At 63.6% G+C, this 18,408-nt stretch carries 18 protein-coding genes; 3 read left to right on the top strand and 15 right to left on the bottom strand.

Annotated elements, in window-relative coordinates; genetic code table 11:
* Nucleotides 1–18: 18 nt before the first annotated feature.
* From DU505_RS16995 to DU505_RS16970, 6 genes are all read right to left on the bottom strand, one after another.
* A complete protein-coding gene (locus DU505_RS16995) occupies nt 19–2,874 on the bottom strand; it encodes a molybdopterin-dependent oxidoreductase (RefSeq protein WP_114480175.1) in 2,856 nt (951 codons plus the stop codon).
* 33 nt (nt 2,875–2,907) lie between these two features.
* Nucleotides 2,908–3,138, bottom strand: a complete 231-nt coding sequence (locus DU505_RS16990) for a twin-arginine translocation pathway signal (RefSeq protein WP_114480247.1) — start codon at nt 3,136–3,138, stop codon at nt 2,908–2,910.
* A 115-nt stretch (nt 3,139–3,253) separates the two neighbouring features.
* Nucleotides 3,254–3,883, bottom strand: coding sequence for a TorD/DmsD family molecular chaperone (locus DU505_RS16985; protein ID WP_245948024.1), 630 nt, complete (start codon nt 3,881–3,883; stop codon nt 3,254–3,256).
* Between the two features lie 4 nt (nt 3,884–3,887).
* Nucleotides 3,888–5,609: a 4Fe-4S binding protein gene (locus DU505_RS16980; protein ID WP_114480174.1), complete on the bottom strand. Its 1,722-nt coding sequence runs from the start codon at nt 5,607–5,609 to the stop codon at nt 3,888–3,890.
* Between the two features lie 91 nt (nt 5,610–5,700).
* On the bottom strand, nt 5,701–6,321 hold the full coding sequence (locus DU505_RS16975) for a DUF3306 domain-containing protein (protein WP_114480173.1): 621 nt from the start codon (nt 6,319–6,321) through the stop codon (nt 5,701–5,703).
* A complete protein-coding gene (locus DU505_RS16970) occupies nt 6,318–6,749 on the bottom strand; it encodes a DUF3305 domain-containing protein (RefSeq protein WP_114480172.1) in 432 nt (143 codons plus the stop codon). Before DU505_RS16970 ends, DU505_RS16975 begins: the two co-directional genes overlap by 4 nt.
* Before the next feature lie 94 nt (nt 6,750–6,843).
* Between DU505_RS16970 and DU505_RS16965 the strand changes: the two genes are divergently transcribed.
* On the top strand, nt 6,844–7,689 hold the full coding sequence (locus DU505_RS16965) for a formate dehydrogenase accessory sulfurtransferase FdhD (RefSeq protein WP_114480171.1): 846 nt from the start codon (nt 6,844–6,846) through the stop codon (nt 7,687–7,689).
* A gap of 2 nt (nt 7,690–7,691) precedes the next feature.
* Here the strand turns inward: DU505_RS16965 and DU505_RS16960 are convergent, their stop codons facing one another.
* Nucleotides 7,692–8,324: a helix-turn-helix domain-containing protein gene (locus tag DU505_RS16960; RefSeq protein WP_114480170.1), complete on the bottom strand. Its 633-nt coding sequence runs from the start codon at nt 8,322–8,324 to the stop codon at nt 7,692–7,694.
* A 125-nt stretch (nt 8,325–8,449) separates the two neighbouring features.
* Complete coding sequence (locus tag DU505_RS16955; protein WP_114480169.1) at nt 8,450–9,385, bottom strand: histone deacetylase family protein; 936 nt, start codon at nt 9,383–9,385, stop codon at nt 8,450–8,452.
* Between the two features lie 110 nt (nt 9,386–9,495).
* On the opposite strand from DU505_RS16955, the gene DU505_RS16950 reads away from it, so the two are divergent.
* Nucleotides 9,496–12,243: a bifunctional acetate--CoA ligase family protein/GNAT family N-acetyltransferase gene (locus tag DU505_RS16950; RefSeq protein WP_114480168.1), complete on the top strand. Its 2,748-nt coding sequence runs from the start codon at nt 9,496–9,498 to the stop codon at nt 12,241–12,243.
* 82 nt (nt 12,244–12,325) lie between these two features.
* Here DU505_RS16950 and pdxH read toward each other — a convergent pair whose 3' ends face one another.
* From pdxH to DU505_RS16925, 5 genes are all read right to left on the bottom strand, one after another.
* Entirely contained in the window at nt 12,326–12,967 is a 642-nt protein-coding gene (gene pdxH, locus DU505_RS16945; RefSeq protein WP_114480167.1) for a pyridoxamine 5'-phosphate oxidase, read from the bottom strand.
* A gap of 191 nt (nt 12,968–13,158) precedes the next feature.
* Nucleotides 13,159–13,560, bottom strand: a complete 402-nt coding sequence (locus DU505_RS16940; RefSeq protein WP_114480166.1) for a DUF2069 domain-containing protein — start codon at nt 13,558–13,560, stop codon at nt 13,159–13,161.
* The gene (gene wrbA / locus DU505_RS16935; protein WP_114480165.1) at nt 13,557–14,177 is read right to left on the bottom strand and encodes an NAD(P)H:quinone oxidoreductase; all 621 of its coding nucleotides are present in this window, start codon (nt 14,175–14,177) and stop codon (nt 13,557–13,559) included. Before wrbA ends, DU505_RS16940 begins: the two co-directional genes overlap by 4 nt.
* Before the next feature lie 36 nt (nt 14,178–14,213).
* Complete coding sequence (gene arsC, locus DU505_RS16930) at nt 14,214–14,567, bottom strand: arsenate reductase (glutaredoxin) (RefSeq protein ID WP_114480164.1); 354 nt, start codon at nt 14,565–14,567, stop codon at nt 14,214–14,216.
* Nucleotides 14,568–14,629: 62 nt separating this feature from the next.
* Nucleotides 14,630–15,097 (bottom strand): gamma-glutamylcyclotransferase family protein, encoded by a 468-nt coding sequence (locus DU505_RS16925; RefSeq protein ID WP_114480163.1) that lies wholly within the window; start codon nt 15,095–15,097, stop codon nt 14,630–14,632.
* 176 nt (nt 15,098–15,273) lie between these two features.
* On the opposite strand from DU505_RS16925, the gene smrA reads away from it, so the two are divergent.
* Nucleotides 15,274–15,867, top strand: a complete 594-nt coding sequence (smrA, locus tag DU505_RS16920) for a DNA endonuclease SmrA (protein ID WP_114480162.1) — start codon at nt 15,274–15,276, stop codon at nt 15,865–15,867.
* 256 nt (nt 15,868–16,123) lie between these two features.
* On the opposite strand, the gene DU505_RS16915 is transcribed toward smrA, so the two are convergent.
* Both DU505_RS16915 and DU505_RS16910 read right to left on the bottom strand, forming a co-directional pair.
* Nucleotides 16,124–16,657 carry a DUF934 domain-containing protein gene (locus DU505_RS16915; RefSeq protein ID WP_114480161.1) on the bottom strand — a complete coding sequence of 178 codons (534 nt, stop codon included), beginning with the start codon at nt 16,655–16,657 and terminating at the stop codon, nt 16,124–16,126.
* Nucleotides 16,650–18,302 (bottom strand): nitrite/sulfite reductase, encoded by a 1,653-nt coding sequence (locus DU505_RS16910; protein WP_114480160.1) that lies wholly within the window; start codon nt 18,300–18,302, stop codon nt 16,650–16,652. Before DU505_RS16910 ends, DU505_RS16915 begins: the two co-directional genes overlap by 8 nt.
* Between the last annotated feature and the right edge of the window lie 106 nt (nt 18,303–18,408).

The following is an 18,408-nucleotide window of genomic DNA, read 5'->3' as shown; positions in this document are numbered from 1 at the left end:
CCTGGTTGGCGAGCGGAATCAGCTGGCTTTCTCGATACGACACAGGGTGCACTTGGTTTCCTGCATCTGCGTCACGGTGTCGTAGCCATAAGTGGTAGCGGTGTTGGCCGCCTCACCGAGCACATAGGGGGCCGATCCTTCCGGATAACGGTCGTGCAGGTTCTCGCCCTGGAACATGCCACCGAAGTGGAAGGGCATGAACACCACCTCACGGGATACTCGGGGCGTCACCAGGGCCTGGACACGGACGCGCCCGCCCTCGGCACCCTCGACCCAGACCATGTCGCCGTCTGCCACTGCCAGCTCGTTGGCCAGCGCCGGGTTGATCTCGACGAACATCTCCTGCTGCAGCTCGGCGAGCCACGACATGGAACGGGTCTCCTCGCCACCGCCCTCGTACTCCACCAGGCGTCCTGAGGTGAGGATGATGGGGTAGCGGTCGGAGTTGTCGTTGTCCTGGATGCTCTTGTAGAGGGTCGGCAGCCGATAGTGTGAGGCGACGTCGTCCCAGGTGGGATAGTCGGCGACCAGGTCGCGGCGGCTGGTGTAGAGCGGTTCGCGGTGCTTGGGGATGGGGTCGGGGAAGGTCCAGACGTTGCAGCGCGCCTTGGCATTGCCGAAGGGGGCGCACTCGTGGTCGATCGCCACCCGCTGGATGCCGCCCGACAGGTCGGTCTTCCAGTTCTTGCCCTCCGCCTCGACCTGTTCATCCGGGGTGAGGTCGTCCCACCAGCCCAGGTCCTTGAGCATCTCGGCGGTGAATTCCGGATAGCCGTCGTTGAGCTCGGATCCCTCGCTGAAGACGCCGTCGGCGAGTATGTTCTCGCCGTTGTGCTCGATACCGAAGCGAGCGCGGAAGGTCAGGCCGCCTTCGGAGACCGGCTTGCTGGTGTCGTAGAGGATCGGGGTGCCTGGATGGCCCATCTCGGCGGTGCCCCAGCAGGGCCACGGCAGGCCATAGTAGTCGCCATCGGCCGGGCCACCCTCGGCCTGCAGGGTGCGGAAGCTGAAGGTATGCCAGTTCTGCTGATGGGCCTTGAGCCGCTCGGGGCTCTGTCCGGTGTAGCCGACCGTCCACATGCCGCGGTTGAACTCGCGGGTGATGTCCTCGATGAGCGGCTCGGTGCCGTTCACCTGGATATTCTTGAACAGCTCGTCGGCAAATCCCAGCTTGCGCGACAGCAGGTACATGATCTCGTGGTCCGGCTTGGACTCGAACAGCGGCTCGATGACCTTGTCGCGCCACTGAAGGGCGCGGTTGGTGGCGGTGACGCTGCCGGTTGTCTCGAACTGGGTCGCCGCCGGCAGCAGATAGACCCCGTCGCTGCGACCGTGCATGACGCCGGCCACGGTGGGATAGGGGTCGACGATGACCATCATCTCGAGCTGCTGCATGGCCTTCTGCATCTCAGGGCCGCGAGACTGTGAATTGACCGCATGGCCCCAGTAGAACATCGCCTTGAGTTGGCTACGCTGGGAGATCGCGTCTTCCTCCTCGAGCACGCCGTCGACCCAGCGTGACACCGTGATGCCGTTGCTGTACATGGGCTGGCCATCGGCGTACTCGGTCTGATCGAAGCGACTCTTCAGCCAATCGAGGTCGAGGTCCCAGACGCGGGCCCAGTGGGCCCAGGCGCCCTCGGCGAGGCCGTAGTAGCCGGGCAGAGAGTGGGACATCAGCCCCAGGTCCGTCGCCCCCTGCACGTTGTCGTGGCCACGGAAGATGTTGGCGCCGCCGCCGGACTTGCCGATATTACCCAGTGCCAGCTCGAGGATGCAGTAGGCCCGGGTGTTGTTGTTGCCGGTGGTGTGCTGTGTGCCGCCCATGCACCAGACGATACAGCCGGGGCGATTCTCGGCCAGGCGGCGTGCGGTATCGTGCATCATCGCCTCGGGGACGCCGGTGATGCGTTCGACCTCACTGGGCGGGAAGTTGGCCACTTCCTCGCGTACCTCTCCCATGGCATAGACGCGCTGGTCGATGTACTGGCGATCCTCCCAGCCGTTCTCGAAGATATGCCACAGCAGGCCCCAAATGAAGGCCACATCGGAGCCGGGGCGGATGCGCACGAAGCTGTCGGCCTTGGCGGCGGTGCGGGTGAAACGCGGGTCGACGACGATGATCTGGGCGTGACTGCGCTCCTTGGCCAGCAGGATATGCTGCATGGCCACCGGGTGAGCCTCGCTGGGATTGGAGCCGATGAACATGATCGACCTGCTGTTCTGCATGTCGTTGAGCGAGTTGGTCATCGCCCCGTACCCCCAGGTATTCGCTACCCCGGCTACGGTGGTGGAGTGGCAGATACGTGCCTGGTGGTCGGTGTTATTGGTGCCGGCCAGGGCCGCGAACTTGCGCATCAGGTAGGCCTGTTCATTGTTGAACTTGGCCGACCCCAGCCAGTAGACGCTGTCGGGGCCGTGAGTTTCGGTAAGCTGGAGTACCTTGTCGCCGATCTCCTCGATCGCCTCGTCCCAGCTAAGGCGCTGCCACTCGCCGCCCACCAGCTTCATCGGATACTTGAGGCGCCGGCTGGAGTGACCATGCTGACGCAGCGAGGCACCCTTGGCGCAGTGGGCGCCGCGGTTGATGGGATGGTCGAAGGCAGGCTCTTGCTTGGTCCAGATCCCTTCCTGCACCTCGGCATAGACGCCACAGCCCACCGAACAGTGGGAGCAGATGGTTCGCTTCGTCTCCACTGGGGAATCAAGGACGGGGGTCTTGTCCGAGGCGTCGCTGCGGCGCATCATCGGAGCGCCCATGAAGCCGGCCGCAGCCAGGCCGCCCGTGGTGGCGCCGGTGCGCTTGAGGAACTGCCGACGGGAAATGCCCAGCCCGTGTGCCTTGGGGGCATCGCTTTTACGAGTCAGACGCATGGTGTGATCTCCTGGCTTATGGCTGTCGAGCCGTCAGTCCCGCAGGGTGGCGTAGAAGGTGCGGATATGATCGGTTTCCCGATAGCCTTGGGCCGTATCGACCACCGGCTCGGCCTTGTTCTCGGCCTGTACCAGGGTAACGTGACCGACGGCGGCAGCCGCGCCGGCGGCAGCCGCGCCGGCGGCAGCCGCGCCGGCGGCAGCAGTGCCGACCCCCAGGGTCTTGAGAAAGCGCCGGCGCTGCGGATTGTTGGTCTTGTTCATGGTGGTTTCCTCGGTCATGCCGTGGCCTTGAGTTGGCGTTGTTGTGTTTTTCTTGGTCACTCTTTCGATGCTGTTGCCCGTTCCCTTGCTGTCGGTATACGGACATCAGTCGAGGTCAGGGTTCCACCAGCCTGACGGGTTCATGCGCTGCCTCACGAGCGAGTAGCGCCTCTTCCCTGTCGATGAAGGCACGACCGAGTCGGCCGACACCGGAATAGAAATCACTCTCCACGCCGGCCAGGTCCGTCAGGCAGGTCGATGCCCATGGGGCGATGTGGGTCATGAAAAAGCGTGCCTCCGCACGAGAGCCGGATTCGATGAGCAGGGCCATCGCCTCGCAGAGCGCGGCGAGGTGGTCCTCGGGCTCACGCGTTGGTTCGTTGCGTTCGATGCCCAGCGCCTTGAGGTCGTGGCGCAGCGCGACCAATGCCTGATCCATCAGCTCGCCATTGCGGTACCAGGAGGCGTAAGGCGTCACATCGCCCTGGATGACACCGACGAGATGGCGGAAGTGCGCCCGAGCGAGCGTCTCCGGGCGCGACCCACGGGACGCTTCGCTGAGACCACGCCAGGAAACGGCCAGAGGGCTGGTGTCATCCTCCACCTGAAGATTCGCCAGCCAGCCCAGCAACTCCGTGTCGGGCGGCTCGCGTAGCAAGCGCGCCAGCAGTCGGTAGACATCGGCTCTCAGTGCATCGTCTTCGTCCAACTCACGCGCCTCCTCGTGCATGACTGTATCGCTCATGGATTCACACCTTCAGTTGCGATTCGGGGTCCCGTGCAAGTTCCCGCCACACGTCGCGCACACGACAGTCCTCACACATCTCTATCCGTGAGAGCGCATCGCCGGCGAAATAGGGATGGTCGGCCAGCTTGGCCTTGATGACGGCGATGGTGCTGGCGGTGGCGAATGGCTTCCCGCAGCGAATACAGTCGAAGGCCGCCTCTGAGTGACAGACATGCCGCTGGTTCCGAGCGGGGTCGGCCAGGAAGCCGGGGAGCAGGGCGATGGCGTCCTCGGGGCAGGCGTCCGCGCATAGGCCGCACTGCACGCAGTCGGCCTCGCGGAAGCTCAATTGGGGACTCTCATTGCCGGCTGACAGTGCGGGCGTCGGGCAGCCGGCGACACATGCCATGCAAAGCGTGCAGCGCTGGATATCTACCGCAAGCCCGCCATAGGCGGCATCGGGCGGTATGGCATGACGCTCTCCGTCCTGCCGACCCAGCGCGGCAAGGTGGTCGAGCACGCCGTTGAGCCGATCGCGCTTGCCGGTGCCGTCAAGCACGAGGCCGTCGGCGGGGAGCGGCGGATGGGCGGGCAGGGCATCCCTGGCCGCCGTGTCGCCGACAGCGATCGCCGAAATCCGCTCGCGCGGGTGGCCCAGTGCCTCGAGAAGGACATGTGCCTGGGCCAACTGGTCGTCGAGGAATGCGACCAGGCGCTCCGGCATCTCAGGGTGATGCTGTAGGCGAACCTCAGCGGCCCCGCCCGCCAAGGCAGTCAGCCACTGGTCGTGACCGGCCGCGCCGAGCTCCTCAAGGGGGACATCGATGACGTGGCCGGCGGGAGACTCGTCGGGTATCAGGTGTTCGGTCGACACGAAGCGCACCACCGGCTGGCCGCCGCCCGCCTGGCGGTAGGCCGCCAGCCAGGCCAGCAGGGTCTCCTGCTGGCGATGGGACTCAGGCATGCGAAATTCGATGGCGCCGGTGGGGCAGGCGCTGCTGCAGCTGCCGACACCGTGACAGCGATAGGGATCTATCTCGACGCGCGACTCGACCCGGCCTCGCAGGCTCTGGATGGCATCGGCGGGGCAGACATCCAGGCAGCGGGTGCAGCCCGTATTGCCACTGGCAGCGTGGGCACAGAGGTCGTGATTGATGTGGAAATAGCGAGGCTTGTCGAACTCGCCGACCATGGCGGCGAAGGCCTCGAGGCGAGCTTCGCTCTCGGCAGCCCCCCAGCGAGTGGTGACATAGCCCGGTGGGGGCAACTCCAGCGCCAGTACTGGTGTCGCGCCAAGATCCAGAATCTGGTCGAAATGGTTACGCTCGACCAGGGCCCGGGCCAGGTTCAAAGACTGATCTTCCTGCTCGAGCGTGACCTGAAAGTGACCCAGGTAGCCATTAATACGCAGGCTTGCGGCCTGCTCGCGCGTCAGGGGGTGGCAGGTCACTGTCCGTGTATCGGCCAGCAGGGTTTCGTCATCGGCGGGCGCCTCAGCGATGGCGGATGGGTCGATCGGCTCGGTGATCAGCAGGGACACCGAGGCCAGCCCGTGGCCGTGAAGCGCCCGTGCGGCGCGGCGTGCGTCACGCTCGTTGCCGAGTATCAGGGCATGTCCCTGGCTGGCATAGCTGACGCTGGATGGAGTGAGGTTGATAGGCCAGGAGACCCGGCGATGCATCGCCTCCCTTGCCTGGCGATTGCCGGCTTCATCCACCGGCATCGTGTGGATTAGATGATTCATGCCACCTCACGGTCTGGGTGCCTAATTGTTATATTGTGTTTCTAATGCTCAGTCTGGCTGATTATCGAGATCTTGCTAGACCGTCCTTGGTCTAACCTCCCTTTGTTGTCGACGTATTGCTTTCGGCGCTGGTCTCCAGCGCACGTCGGGCATCTACCGCGTCCTCGTCGTGGGAAGACGTCAATTCCTGGGGTGATTCCTGTGCGGACGCCTGGATGTTCGGCTCCTCGGGCGTGGCCAGCTCTGCACGCTCCACGGGATCGATGGTTTCTAGCTCCGGCTCTAGCTCCGGCTCTGGTTCGCTCTCTTCGAGCTTGCGAGTCCACTGCCTGAGGCGCTGGGCCATCTCGCTCGCCAGCGGCTTGAGAAGCTGGCGGTAGTCGTGATCGTAGTCGTCGAGACCATCGCGGATCCCATAGTGGTCACCCGAGAACATCCTGCGCAGGGCGCGCCGGCGCAGGGCATCGCTGACGCCGGCTTGCATGAACGCCTTGAAATCGCTGCCGGCGGGCAGGCTGTCTGGATCGGGAAGGGTGGCGTCGAGGCTACCGGGCTCGGGTGGCTCCGAGAGGGAGGAGGGGGAGTCGCTGTCGGGCTCATGCGTTGTCTGTTCCGAGGTGTGCACCGACTCGGCGAGCTCGGGCGCATCAACCTGGATGACATCGGTCTCCTCGCTGAGCTTGCGGCGTGACCAGCGGCTCAGTCGGCTCATAGGGTCTGCTCCCGGGCGCGCCCCGCCCCCTTGCGTTTCTTCTTGCGCCCCTCGTCCGGGGCCTCCCCGTGGCGGGCCAGGTAAGCCTCCAGCCAGGCCCGAATCGCCAGCGGCATCGCCACCTCCAGCACCTGCTGCTCGCCGTCGAGCCAGGAAGCGGCGACGTCCTGGCTGGCCGTGATCGCCGAGGGACGAGGTTCGCCACTGCTCTCGCCGCAGCGCACGAACAGGCGAGGCGTTCCGGCGTCGAGGTTGAAGCGGTAGGCGGCCCTTTCGGTGAGGTACAGCTGCAGCGACAGGGCCCAGGGCCCACTATCCCCAGGCACCAGATCGACGATCTGCCATCGAGTGGCGCTGAAACCCTTGATACGCCGGGTCTCGCTGGCAATATCAAGACTCAGGATTCGATGACTGCTTGGGTGGGTCATTGATGCCGCTCCCGCGGAAGTTGTCACTTCAGTAAAGACACTCGGCGGTCGGAATGCCATCATCGACTATCAACGATTGATCGAGGAGCCGTGGATGGACGATATCAGCCTTAGCCAGGCACGCCTGCCCACGACGCTGGAAGTCGAGGTGCTGGACGAGTTCGGTGAGTGCCGGCGTCAGGCCATTGCGGCCGAACGCTCGCTGACGCTTTATCTCAACAAGCGTGAGATCGTCACCCTGATGACGCTGGGAGCCGACCCGGAAGCGCTGGTGGTGGGGTATCTACGCAATCAGGGGCTACTTCAGAGCGCCGAGGATCTCGTGGCGGTACAGGTCGATTGGGAGGTGGAGGCCGCCGCCGTGGTGACCCGACGGCTGCCGGACGACATGGAGGCCCGGCTGGAGCAGCGCACCGTTACCACCGGCTGTGGCCAGGGCACGGTCTTCGGTCGGCTGCTGGAGTCGATCTCGTTGAAGCGCTTGCCCGAGACACGATTGTCGCAGTCGGTGCTCTATACGCTGCTCGAGCGTCTGGGTGACTACAACGAGACCTACCGCAGCGCCGGTGCGGTCCATGGCTGTGCACTTTGCCGCCAGGCTGACGTGCAGGACTTCGTCGAGGACGTGGGGCGGCATAACGCGGTGGACACGCTGGCCGGGCGGCAGTGGCTTGAAACCAGCGAGACCACGGGCTGCGATATCTTCTACACCACCGGCAGATTGACCTCTGAAATGGTGCTTAAGGTCGCCCAGATGGGGATCAGCGTCCTGGTGTCACGCTCCGGTGTCACCCAGAAGGGGGTGGAACTGGCCGAACGCTTCGGCGTCATGTTGATCGCCCGTGCCAAGGGGCGTCACTTCCAGGCGATCAATGCCCGGTCGAGGCTCGAGCTCGATGCCGTGCCAAAGCGGCGGCCGGGCGACCGCCAGCGTAGCTGAACTCAGGTCGTATCCCCGTGGGTACAGACCGATAGCACCACGGCATCCGCCTCGCTGAGCGAGACCAGCGCGTGGCCCATGTCGCTGTCGAAGTAGATGCTGTCCCCCTGGAAGAGCTGCAGCGGCTCGTAGAACTCGGTGTAGAGACAGATCTCGCCTTCCAGCACCATCAGAAACTCTTCCCCGTCATGACGGACCCACTCGATGAACTCATCGAAGCTGCGTGCCCGGACGATGGTCTTGAAGGGGATCATGCGTTTCTGGGCCAGCTCACAGCTGAGCAGTTCATGCTCGTAGGTGGGCGTGGGGTGGTGCTCGCCCTTGCCCTGCCGGGTCAGGTCGCGGCGCCCCATGGTACGAGGCTGGGCACGAGGGGGGGTGAGGAGCTGAGGCAGGTCGATGCCGAGGCCGTTGATCAGCTTCTGCACGGCGGTGAAGGTCGGTGAAATCTGGTTATTCTCGATCTTGGACAGGGTCGAGCGGGCAAGGCCGGTGCGCTGGCTGACGTCCTCGAGCGTCCAGTGGTTAGCCAGGCGAAGCTCCTTGAGTCGCTCGCCGAGTCGCAGCGGCTCCACGAAGGGCTTGCGACCGGATGCGATGCGCAGCGCGGCCTGCTGATCGGTGGTGGCGGGCATGGGCAGGTTCACTATAGGAAACTAGTTTCCCCAAAGCGTACCATAAATCGCGAGACGCGCGTTGCCACGGCGACATCGGCAGACTGGATCGCGACAGTCCGTTTCCTCACCGGGGAGAACGCGCCTCAGTCGCCGAAGGGAAGTCCCAGCAAAGCCTTCACATGTGCTTCGGCGCTGCGCCCGAGCGAGGCCGGGTCGTAGCCGCCTTCCAGGACCGAAACCAGGCGATTGTCGGCGTAGAGGGCAGCGATCTCCATGGCCATATGGGTCACCCAGTGGTAGTCCTCGTCTCCCAGGCAGAGTTCGGCCAGCGGGTCCTCGCGGTGGGCATCGAAGCCCGCAGAGACCAGCACCAGTTCCGGCTTGAAGGCGTGCAGGGCCGGCAGCCAGTCGTTCTCGATCTCACGGCGGAAGGCGGTACTGTCGGTACCGGCATCCAGCGGGGTGTTGACCACGTTCTGCCACTCGCTGCGCAGGTAGCGCCAGGGGTAGAACGGGTACTGGTAGCTGGTACAGATCAGGGTGTCCGGGTCGTCCTTGAAGATGTCGATGGTGCCGTTGCACTGATGAACGTCGAAGTCGAGAATGGCGATACGCCGGGCTCCGTACTTGGCCCGGGCGTGGGCGGCGCCTACGGCGATATTGTTGTAGAAACAGAAGCCCATGGCGTCGGTGGCTTCGGCGTGATGTCCCGGCGGGCGCACGGCACAGAAGACGTTGTCGGCCTGGCCGCGATAGACCTGATCCACGCCGCGAATGACGGCACCGGCGGCCATTCGCGCGGCCTGCAGGCTGTCGGGGTTCATCATGGTGTCACTGTCCAGCGTGATGATACCGGTTTCGGGCACGCACTTGTCCAGCGCCCGTAGGTGGCGAAGCGGATGAACCCGAGCCAGTTCGTCCTCGGTGGCTTCACGGGCATCCGACTGCATGGTTTGCTGCAGCAGGCCCGACAGGGCAAGGCGCGCTCTAATGGCTTCGAGTCGCAAGGGGCTCTCGGGGTGCTCCGGGCCCATATGGTGAAGATGACAGTCGGGGTGCGTGATGTAGGCCGTGATCATGCGGGCGCTCCAGAGTGACAGAGATCACCTTAATGCCGCCAAGCCCTTGCATAACAGTGGCAATAAGTCGTACACAGGATGGCAGAAACTGACCTGGTGGAGGAAGCGACTTGGGTACTCGATTCTTACGGCACTTCTTCGAGCCGCGTACCATCGCAGTGATCGGGGCATCGGAAAAGCCCCACTCCATTGGTGGTCTGGTCATTCGCAACCTGCAGGAAGCCGGGTTTCCCGGCACCATTTGGGCGGTCAATCCCAAGGGATACGAGTCGGTGTTTGGCCAGCCCTGCGTTGCGCGCATTCGTGAGCTGCCTGAGACCCCCGACCTGGCCGTCATCTGCTCACCGGCACATAGCCTGCCCAAGGTAATCACCCGTCTGGGTCGACTGGGCGTCAAGGCGACCCTGGTGCTCTCCGGAGGCTCGCGCCTTGACGAAGCCAATGATGACAAGGGCTCGATCCGAGAACGAATGTTGGTGGCGGCACGGGAATCGGGAATTCGCGTGCTGGGGCCCGAGTGCATGGGGCTGATCGTGCCGGGGCGCAAGCTCAACGCCTCCTACGCCAGCCAGCCGGTCAAGGCGGGCCGGGTGGCCTACCTGGGGCAGTCCGGTATGCTCGGCAACGCCATGATCGATTGGGCCGCCGGGCGGGGCATCGGTTTCTCCCATCTCATCACGGTGGGTGACAGTGTCGACGTGATGCTCCCCGACCTGCTCGACTATATCAACCAGTACTCTCCCACCCAGGCGATCCTTTTGCACCTGGAGCGTATCCAGGACTCCCAGCACTTCATGACAGCATTGCGCGATGCCTCACGGAATCGGCTCGTCCTCGCCATCAAGAGCGGACGGACACCAGAGTCGGACCTTTCCAATACCCCGCCGACACCGGGAGTCGCCAACCGGGACGTCGTTTTCGATGCGGCCTTTTCCCGTGCCGGTGTGGTGAGGGTCAACGATTCCGACGAGTTGTTCGATGCCTTGATGACCCTGTCCCAGATGAAGCCACTCAAGGGCGATCGGCTGGCGATCGTCTCCAATGGTCTGGGACCGGCCATGCTCGCCATCGACAAGCTCATCAGCGCCGGGGGGAAACTGGCGAGCTTTGGCGAGGAGACGCAACGCGCGCTGAAGAAAGGCGATTTCGACATGAGCAAGCCTGGCGAGAACCCGGTAGACCTGGGGGGCAACGCGACGCCGGAGACGCTGGTGGAAGCCCTGGAGATCGTCGCCGCCGACCCCGGCGTGGATGCCGTGCTGGTCGTTCATGCGCCAACGCGCCTGGCACCATCAAAGGCAACGGCACAGGCGGTGATCGCCAACCGCAAGCGCTTCCGCCGCAACCTGCTGACCAGTTGGATGGGGCTCGAGGCCGCGCTCGATGCCCGCCATGAGTGCAGCGTCGCCGGCATTCCGACCTACGTCTCGCCGGAGAAGGCGGTGAAGGCCTTCATGCACATGGTCGATTACCAGCGTGTCCAGGCACTGCTCCAGGAGACGCCGCCGACGCTGCCCTTCGTCACCACGCCCGATATCCGTGCCCGCTGCCGTACCTTGATCGAAGAAGCGAGGGCCGAGGGGCGCGAGACGCTGTCCCACTCCGAGACGGCCCAGGTGCTGGAAGCCTACGGCATTCCCATTGCGCCCAGCCACTATGTGCAGACGCCGGAAGAGGCCCTTGCAGTTGCCAGCAAGATTGACGGCCCCATGGCGGTGAAGGTCGTCCACGAGGGTAATTGTCGACCATTTCGCTACCGCCGGCAGCCGCACAGGCTGTCGGCGGGCCTGCTGCAGGACATTCATTCGCCCCAGCAGGCGGCCGAAGGCGTCACTCGGCTCGGCGACAAGCTGCGAGAACGGTTTCCGCCGGTAAGAATACGCGAGTACTGCCTGCAGCCCATGCAGCGAGGCAAGCACTCCATGCAGATCTGCGCCGGGATCACCCGCGACCCCATCTTCGGCCCGATCATTCTATTCGGCATCGGTGGCTACAAGGTCAACGTGCTGGCCGACCGTCAGGTAGCGCTGCCGCCACTGAACATGACACTGGCGGCCGACGTGGTAGGGCGTACCCACGCCGCTCGCCTGATACGCGAACACTCCAGCGATCCGGAGCGGGACCTGGAGCGCCTCTGCCGCTTGCTGGTCCAGCTGTCGCAGATGGCTTCCGACCTGCTCGAGCTGCGTGGCCTGGAACTCAACCCGCTATTGCTCAACCGCGACGGCATGCTGGCGGTCGATTTCGCCATGGACCTGGGGACGCCGGCACGCTTCGCCATCATGCCCTACCCGGAAGAGCTGCGGGAATGGACGACCCTCAACAATGGCATGTCGGTAGAGGTGCGCCCCATTCGTGCCGAGGATGCACCGCTGATCACCAACTTCCATGGCCAATTGTCCGAGGAGAGCATTCGCTTCCGCTACTTTCACAACAAGTCGGACCTGACCCAGCGTGATCTATCGATGCTGTCGCACATCAACTACGACCGTCAGATGGCGTTCATCGCCGAGCACCTTCGGGAGGACGGCAGCAAGGAGATGCTGGGCGTGGTCCGCGTATGGAACGACCCCGACAATATACGCACCGAATTCTCGGTGATCGTCCGTGACGACATGGCCGGGCAGGGGCTCGGAAGCCTGCTGATGAAGAAAATGATTGCCTACTGCAAGAGCGTGGGCACCCTGGAGATGATCGGCAAGATCATGGTCGACAACCATCCCATGCGGGCGTTGATGAAGCACCTGGGCTTTCGCTGCCGCTACAACATGGAAGAGCAGGTGGTGGATGCGGTACTACGCCTCAACGAGCCCGAGAACGAGTGGCAGCGGCATCGTCTGGAGAGCCTACCGGACTGACGGTAACCCTGATTCATTACGGCGCTCGATATATGAATCAGGGTTTCATTGTCCAGGGCTGCCTTGTCCAGGACCCTGCAGATCAGGGTGCCATGCGGAAGAAGTGCCAGCTGCCGTCGCGTAGCTCGTACCGAATACGGTCATGCAGTCGGCTGGGCTGACCCTGCCAGAACTCGATCATCTCCGGTATGACCCTGTAGCCTCCCCAGTGAACCGGGCGGGGAATCACCTGGCCTTCGTAGGCCTGCTCGAAGCGATGCTGGCGCTCCTCGATCCACTGCCTGCCGGGTATGACCACGCTCTGAGTGGCGATCCAGGCACCCAACTGGCTGGCCCTGGGGCGGCTATCGAAATAGGCATCCGACTCATCTCCATCTATCAGTTCGACACGTCCCTCGACGCGAAGCTGGCGGCCCAGCGACGGCCACCAGAAGGTGAGAGCGGCATGGGGAACATTGGCCAGCTCGCTGCCCTTGTGGCTGTGGTAGTTGGAGTAGAACACCAGGCCTCTTTCATCATAACCCTTGAGCAGGACGATCCGGGCATGGGGCAGTCCCTGGCTGTCCACGGTGGCCAGTGTCATGGCGTTGCCATCGTCACCCTCGGCGTCGAGTGCCAGGGTGATCCATTCGTCCAGAAGCACCATGGGATCAGCGGGTACCTTGTCCTCCTCCAGCTGGCCGCCCTCATAGTCGCGCCGTATGTCGGCGATCTTTCGTGTCATGGCGTTCTCCTAGAAATTTATTACATGGTCGCTGCTGCGGGGCCGAAGCACAACATGTCGACGGCCGGCCTGGGTGCAAGGGAGTGGGGCAACGTGGCAACCTGCTTGTGCCGGGGAAACTGCATGTCGTGAGTACCATTCTATTCCAGCAGCGTGGGCATTGCAGAGGTTCTGGCATCCATGCATGGAGGTCAGGTACCGCTGGCTGCCTTCATCTGGCGGCTGCGAAAGCGGGCGTAGAACATGCAACCGGTAAAGAGCCCCAGGGCGCTGATCGCTTCTAACCCGCCTAGCAGGCCCTGGCCAGGTAGTGTGGCGACCATGACGCCCTGTGTGAAGTAGAGCAGACTGACGAAGGCAAGCCAGGCATGCCCACGGGGGCGGCGGCCAATGATCGATGGCAGGAACAGGACCAGGGGCAGTATCCGAACCAGAATGGGGGTCAGCGGATTATCGCCGGCCTGCATCGACAGGCCGCTCCAGATCAACAGCACCATCAATACAATAAAGCTGCCCAGCACCAGTTGCCGTGCGCGATCAGTGAGGTTGTCCAGTCCTTGGCGTGCCTCGAGATCCTCCAGCCAGCGTCTCATGAGGTCTCCTTCAGGCTTTGTAGCGCCAAGGCCAGTCGGGCGATGCGTGCACCCTGGGCACGCACGAGGCGTCGTTCGCTATCGGCGAGAGGCTGATCGCTGCGTTGGCCGGCGACATGGCTGGCTCCGTAGGGTGTCCCGCCGGCGGTGGTGTCCATCAGGTTGGTTTCACTGTAGGGGAGCCCGGCGTAGACCATGCCGTGGTGGAGCAGCGGTAGCAGCATGGATATCAGCGTGGTTTCCTGGCCGCCATGGAGGCTCGAAGTGGACGTGAATGCCGTGGCCGGCTTGTCGATCAGGGCGCCATTGAGCCACAGCGTGCTGGTGGTATCGATGAAGTGCTTGAGTGGGGCCGCCATATTGCCGAAGCGAGTCGGGCTGCCGAGCGCCAGCGCGGCGCAGTGGCGCAGATCATCGAGGTTGGCGTAGATGGCGCCCTCGTCGGGTATCTCGGGATCGACGGCTTCGCAAGTGGGCGAGACGGCCGGTACGGTTCGCAAGCGCGCTTCGATGCCGGAATTCGACTCAACCCCGGCGGCGAGCTGCTCGGCCATGGCGCGGGTCGCGCCGTGTCGAGAATAGTAGAGGATCAATACATAGGGAAGGGGGTCGCGCATCTTGGCTCCTGTAGGGAAGGGGAGGCTGGGCTGGGGTCACTCGTCGATGTGCAGCAGAGCGAGTACATCTTCCGGCGGTCGGCCCAGCACGGCGCGCTTGCCATCGTCCGCGATGGGGCGCTCCAGCAGCCGGGGATGCGAGACCAGCGCCTGGATTACCTGCTCCTGGTCCTGCAGGTCGACGTCCAGCGTCTTCCACTCGGGCTCCTGGGTTCGAATCAGCGCCTCGCCGTCCGCATCCAGTCGCGACATCAGGTCACGCAGCTCCTCTTCATCGAGCGGATCGTCCAGGTAGCGACGGACCGTTACCTCTGCGCCATGCTCCTGGAGCAGGGCGAGCGCCTGGCGTGACTTGGAACAGCGGGGATTATGATAGAGCGTGATCGTCATGACGGTTTCCTCAATCCTTGGAAGTGGCGGCTATTGTAGAAGGGGGGTCGTGCTCACCACAACTAGGCATCCGCGGCATCGGTTTCCAATGGCGCATCGACACCAACATCGTCGTCGGCCAGCCTGCGATAGACCCACGCCGTTCGTCCGTCCGCCAGGCGCATCGGAACACGCGCATAACGAATGCCCAGTCGCTCATAGCGATCCAGCTTCTCCAGTTCATCGGCACTGACCACGATCACTTCGCCCGCCACCCGCTCGCCTGGCGCCTCGACCAGGTCCAGCCCCTCGCGACGGAAACCTTCCAGTATCGCTGGCTTGGACTCACCGGCTCGGCCCATCACGATCCAGCGAACCGGTGACAGGCGCAGGGTCCCATAGACGAAGACCTTGTGGGGCCCTTCGGCCACGTCAGGCAGGTGATCGGGGCGATCGTAGGTGAGGGGGCTGAGCATGGTAAACCAGAGCCAGGCCGCAACGGCCAGCGGCAGGGCCACCATGGCCACCAACAGGTATCGCAGTGCCTGCATTCCTGCTTCCTTATCGTCATGACACGGCGTCATCCTGCCACGGCATGGCGACGCTGTCCGCTTCAAACCCGATTCCGGGCTCTGGTAGGATATGAGGAGCCTGTCGAACTTGACGCTGATCTGCTGCGAGATCCGGTCAAATCCGACAGGCTCCTAGACAATGACGGAGGTGGCCCATGAATCAGTCTGCCCGTGACGATCAGGATTTCCGTGCGATGATGGGCGACGTGAGGCCGCTTCCTGGCGCCGCCAACCGGGCCAACCCCGGGCGGCGGATGATCCGTCCCACCGAGGCCCAGTTGGCCCGCCGCGAAAGCGCTCAGGCCGGAACGGCCGAGGACAGTTTCCTCTCCGACGATTTCGTCGAGCTATTGCCACCCTTCGATCCCGTCGAGTATCGCCGTGAAGGCATCCAGCAGGGGGTAGTGGATCGACTGCGCCACGGCGGCTATCCAGCCCAGTCGCGGCTGCACCTGTTACGCCGCCCGCTGGCGGAGTGTCGCCGGGTATTGCCGTCCTTCATCCATGAAGCCTATGCCCATGACCTGCGTTCGCTGCTGATCGTGCACGGCCGCGGTCGTGAGATCGATAGCCGGCCCAATGTGCTGCGCTCCTATCTGGTCAAATGGCTGGCCCAGTTCGAGGAGGTCCAGGCGTTCTCCTCCGCCCAGCAGGCCGATGGGGGCCTGGGGGCGACCTGGGTGATGCTGCGCAAGAGTGAGCGGGCGAGGGCGGACAATAGGGAGCGGCAGCAGAAGCGCCGCGGCTAGGCTTCGTCCGAAAAGTGCCTGCGCTTGGCCATACGGCGTTAAAAATTCAGCTCAAAGTACTCATTTACACCCCGTAAACTCCGTCTTCTCGCTGATTTTTGCCTTGCGACCCACAGGGATGTGGGAAGTGCGTTGGCCCGTAGGGAACGGGCCTAGCCCTGACCTTCGCTCGCCGACTTTTCAGCCGAAGCCTTGCGCTGGAAGCGAAGAAGCCGGCTCCAGGGAGCCGGCTTCTTCTTGGACGAGACGCGTGGCATCAGGCCATGGAGGCCTCTGCCTCGCGAATCGACTCGCGCAGCCGGTGACGAAAGAGCGGCTCCGGTTCGTCGACGGCCGGCTGGTAGGCGCGGCTGAAGGCGTTGAGTGCCTGCAGTGCATCTTCCAGCCACTGGTCTTCGCGCAGCGACAGGGCATCGAAACCGCAGCGGGTCAGGAAGAAGACCTGATCGATCAGCACGTCGCCGACGGCACGGATTTCTCCCGTATAGCCGAAACGTTCCCGCAGCAGGCGTGCCATGCTGTAGCCGCGCCCATCGGTGAACTTGGGGAAGTCGATGGCAATCAGTGGCGCATCGGCCAGTTCAGCGGCGAGTTCGGGTGTCAGCTCGGTATCGCTGCCAAGCAGGGGGGCCCGTTGCTGATTTCCTGCCTGCTTCCGCCATTCGTCCAATGGCACGATGGCGGGGCCATCGGGGAGCGACGACTCCGGATCACGGATCAGTGCCCAGCGATCCTCGGCCGGATGGCCCTGAAAGATGAAGGGGCGTGCGGTGGTAACTTGATCAGGCATAGACCCGCTCCTTGAAGGGTTTGAGGCCGATACGGCGATAGGTTTCGACGAAGGTCTCGCCCTCGATGCGTTCACCGACATAGACCTGCAGTACCTTGTCGATGACCTCGGGTACCATCTCGCGGCTGAAGGAGGGGCCGAGGATCTTGCCCAGCGACGCTTCATTGCCCTGGGCGCCCCCCAGCGAGATCTGATACCACTCCTCGCCCTTCTTGTCGACGCCAAGAATGCCGATGTTGCCGACATGGTGATGGCCGCAGGCGTTCATGCAGCCGGAGATGTTCAGCTCCACCGGGCCCAGGTCGTAGAGGAAGTCGAGGTCCTCGAAACGCTCCTGTATGGCGTGGGCGACGGGGATCGACTTGGCGTTGGCCAGGCCGCAGTAGTCGCCGCCGGGACAGCAGATCAGGTCGGCCAGGGTGCCCACGGTGGGGTTGGCCAGGCCGAGCTCGCCAAGGCGCTGCCAGAGTGCTTCCATCTGATCGACGGCCACATCGGAAAGCACCAGGTTCTGCTCGTGTGTCACCCGCAGCTCGCCGTAGCTGTACTCGTCGGCCAGGTCAGCCACCTGGTGCATCTGCTCCCAGGTCAGGTCGCCGGGTGAGTGGCCACTGCGCTTGAGCGACAGGGTCACCGCCTTGTAGCCGGGCACCTTGTGGCCATGCACGTTGTTGGTCACGAAGCGGGCGAAGGCGCGATTCTCGCTGCGCAGCCGCTCGTAGTCGGCGATTGCCGCTTCGCTGATCGGACGGCGCTCCGGGTCGACGAAGTGCTGCTGCATGTCCTCGACGGTCTGGCGGGTCAGCGTCTGGGGGCCATCCTTGAGGTGGGCCCACTCGGCATCGACGCGACGACGGAATTCATCCACGCCCAACGCCTTCACCAGTATCTTGATACGCGCCTTGAACTTGTTGTCACGGCGGCCGAACTGGTTGTAGACACGAACCAGAGCTTCCAGGTAGGTCAGCAGATGCTGCCAGGGCAGGTCTTCGCGAACTACCTCGCCGATCATCGGCGTACGGCCCAGTCCACCACCGGCCAGCACCTTGACCCGGACCTCGCCGTGGGCGTCGCGCCACAGGCGTAGCCCCACGTCATGGACCTGGATGGCGGCGCGGTCCTCGGCGGAGCCGGTGACGGCGATCTTGAACTTGCGAGGCAGGTAGGTGAACTCCGGATGGAAGGTCGACCACTGGCGGATCAGTTCACACCAGGGCCGCGGATCCACTTCTTCGTCTTCCGCGACGCCGGCGAACTGGTCGCTGGAGGTGTTGCGAATATCGTTGCCGCTGGTCTGGATGGCGTGCATCTCCACGCTGGCCAGCTCAGCGAGCATGTCGGGTACCGTTTCCAGCTTGGGCCAGTTCAGCTGCAGATTGGTGCGAGTGGTGAAGTGGCCATAGCCGCGATCATAATCGCGGGCCAGATCGCCCAGCTTGCGCAACTGATAGGAGGCCAGCATGCCGTAGGGAATGGCGATGCGCAGCATGGGAGCATGACGCTGGACATAGAGGCCGTTCTGCACGCGCAGCGGCAGAAATTCCTCTTCGCTGAGCCTCCCGGCCAGATAGCGGTTCATCTGGTCGCGAAACTGGGCGACGCGTTCATTGACCAGGGTCTGATCATGGGTGTCGTAGCGATACATTCAGCCGGTCCTGCTGCTGTGAGAGTGGCGAAGCGTCAGGGGCCACCTTAACGCCTCTGCGTTATTCTATGAAAGAATAAATATTCATATTTTTTATACGGAAAGT

It is taken from the genome of Billgrantia montanilacus, from assembly GCF_003336675.1.
Classification (GTDB): Bacteria; Pseudomonadota; Gammaproteobacteria; order Pseudomonadales; family Halomonadaceae; genus Halomonas; species Halomonas montanilacus.
The sequence above is the reverse complement of the archived record's forward strand: the minus strand, read 5'-3'. Positions and strand labels throughout refer to the sequence as shown.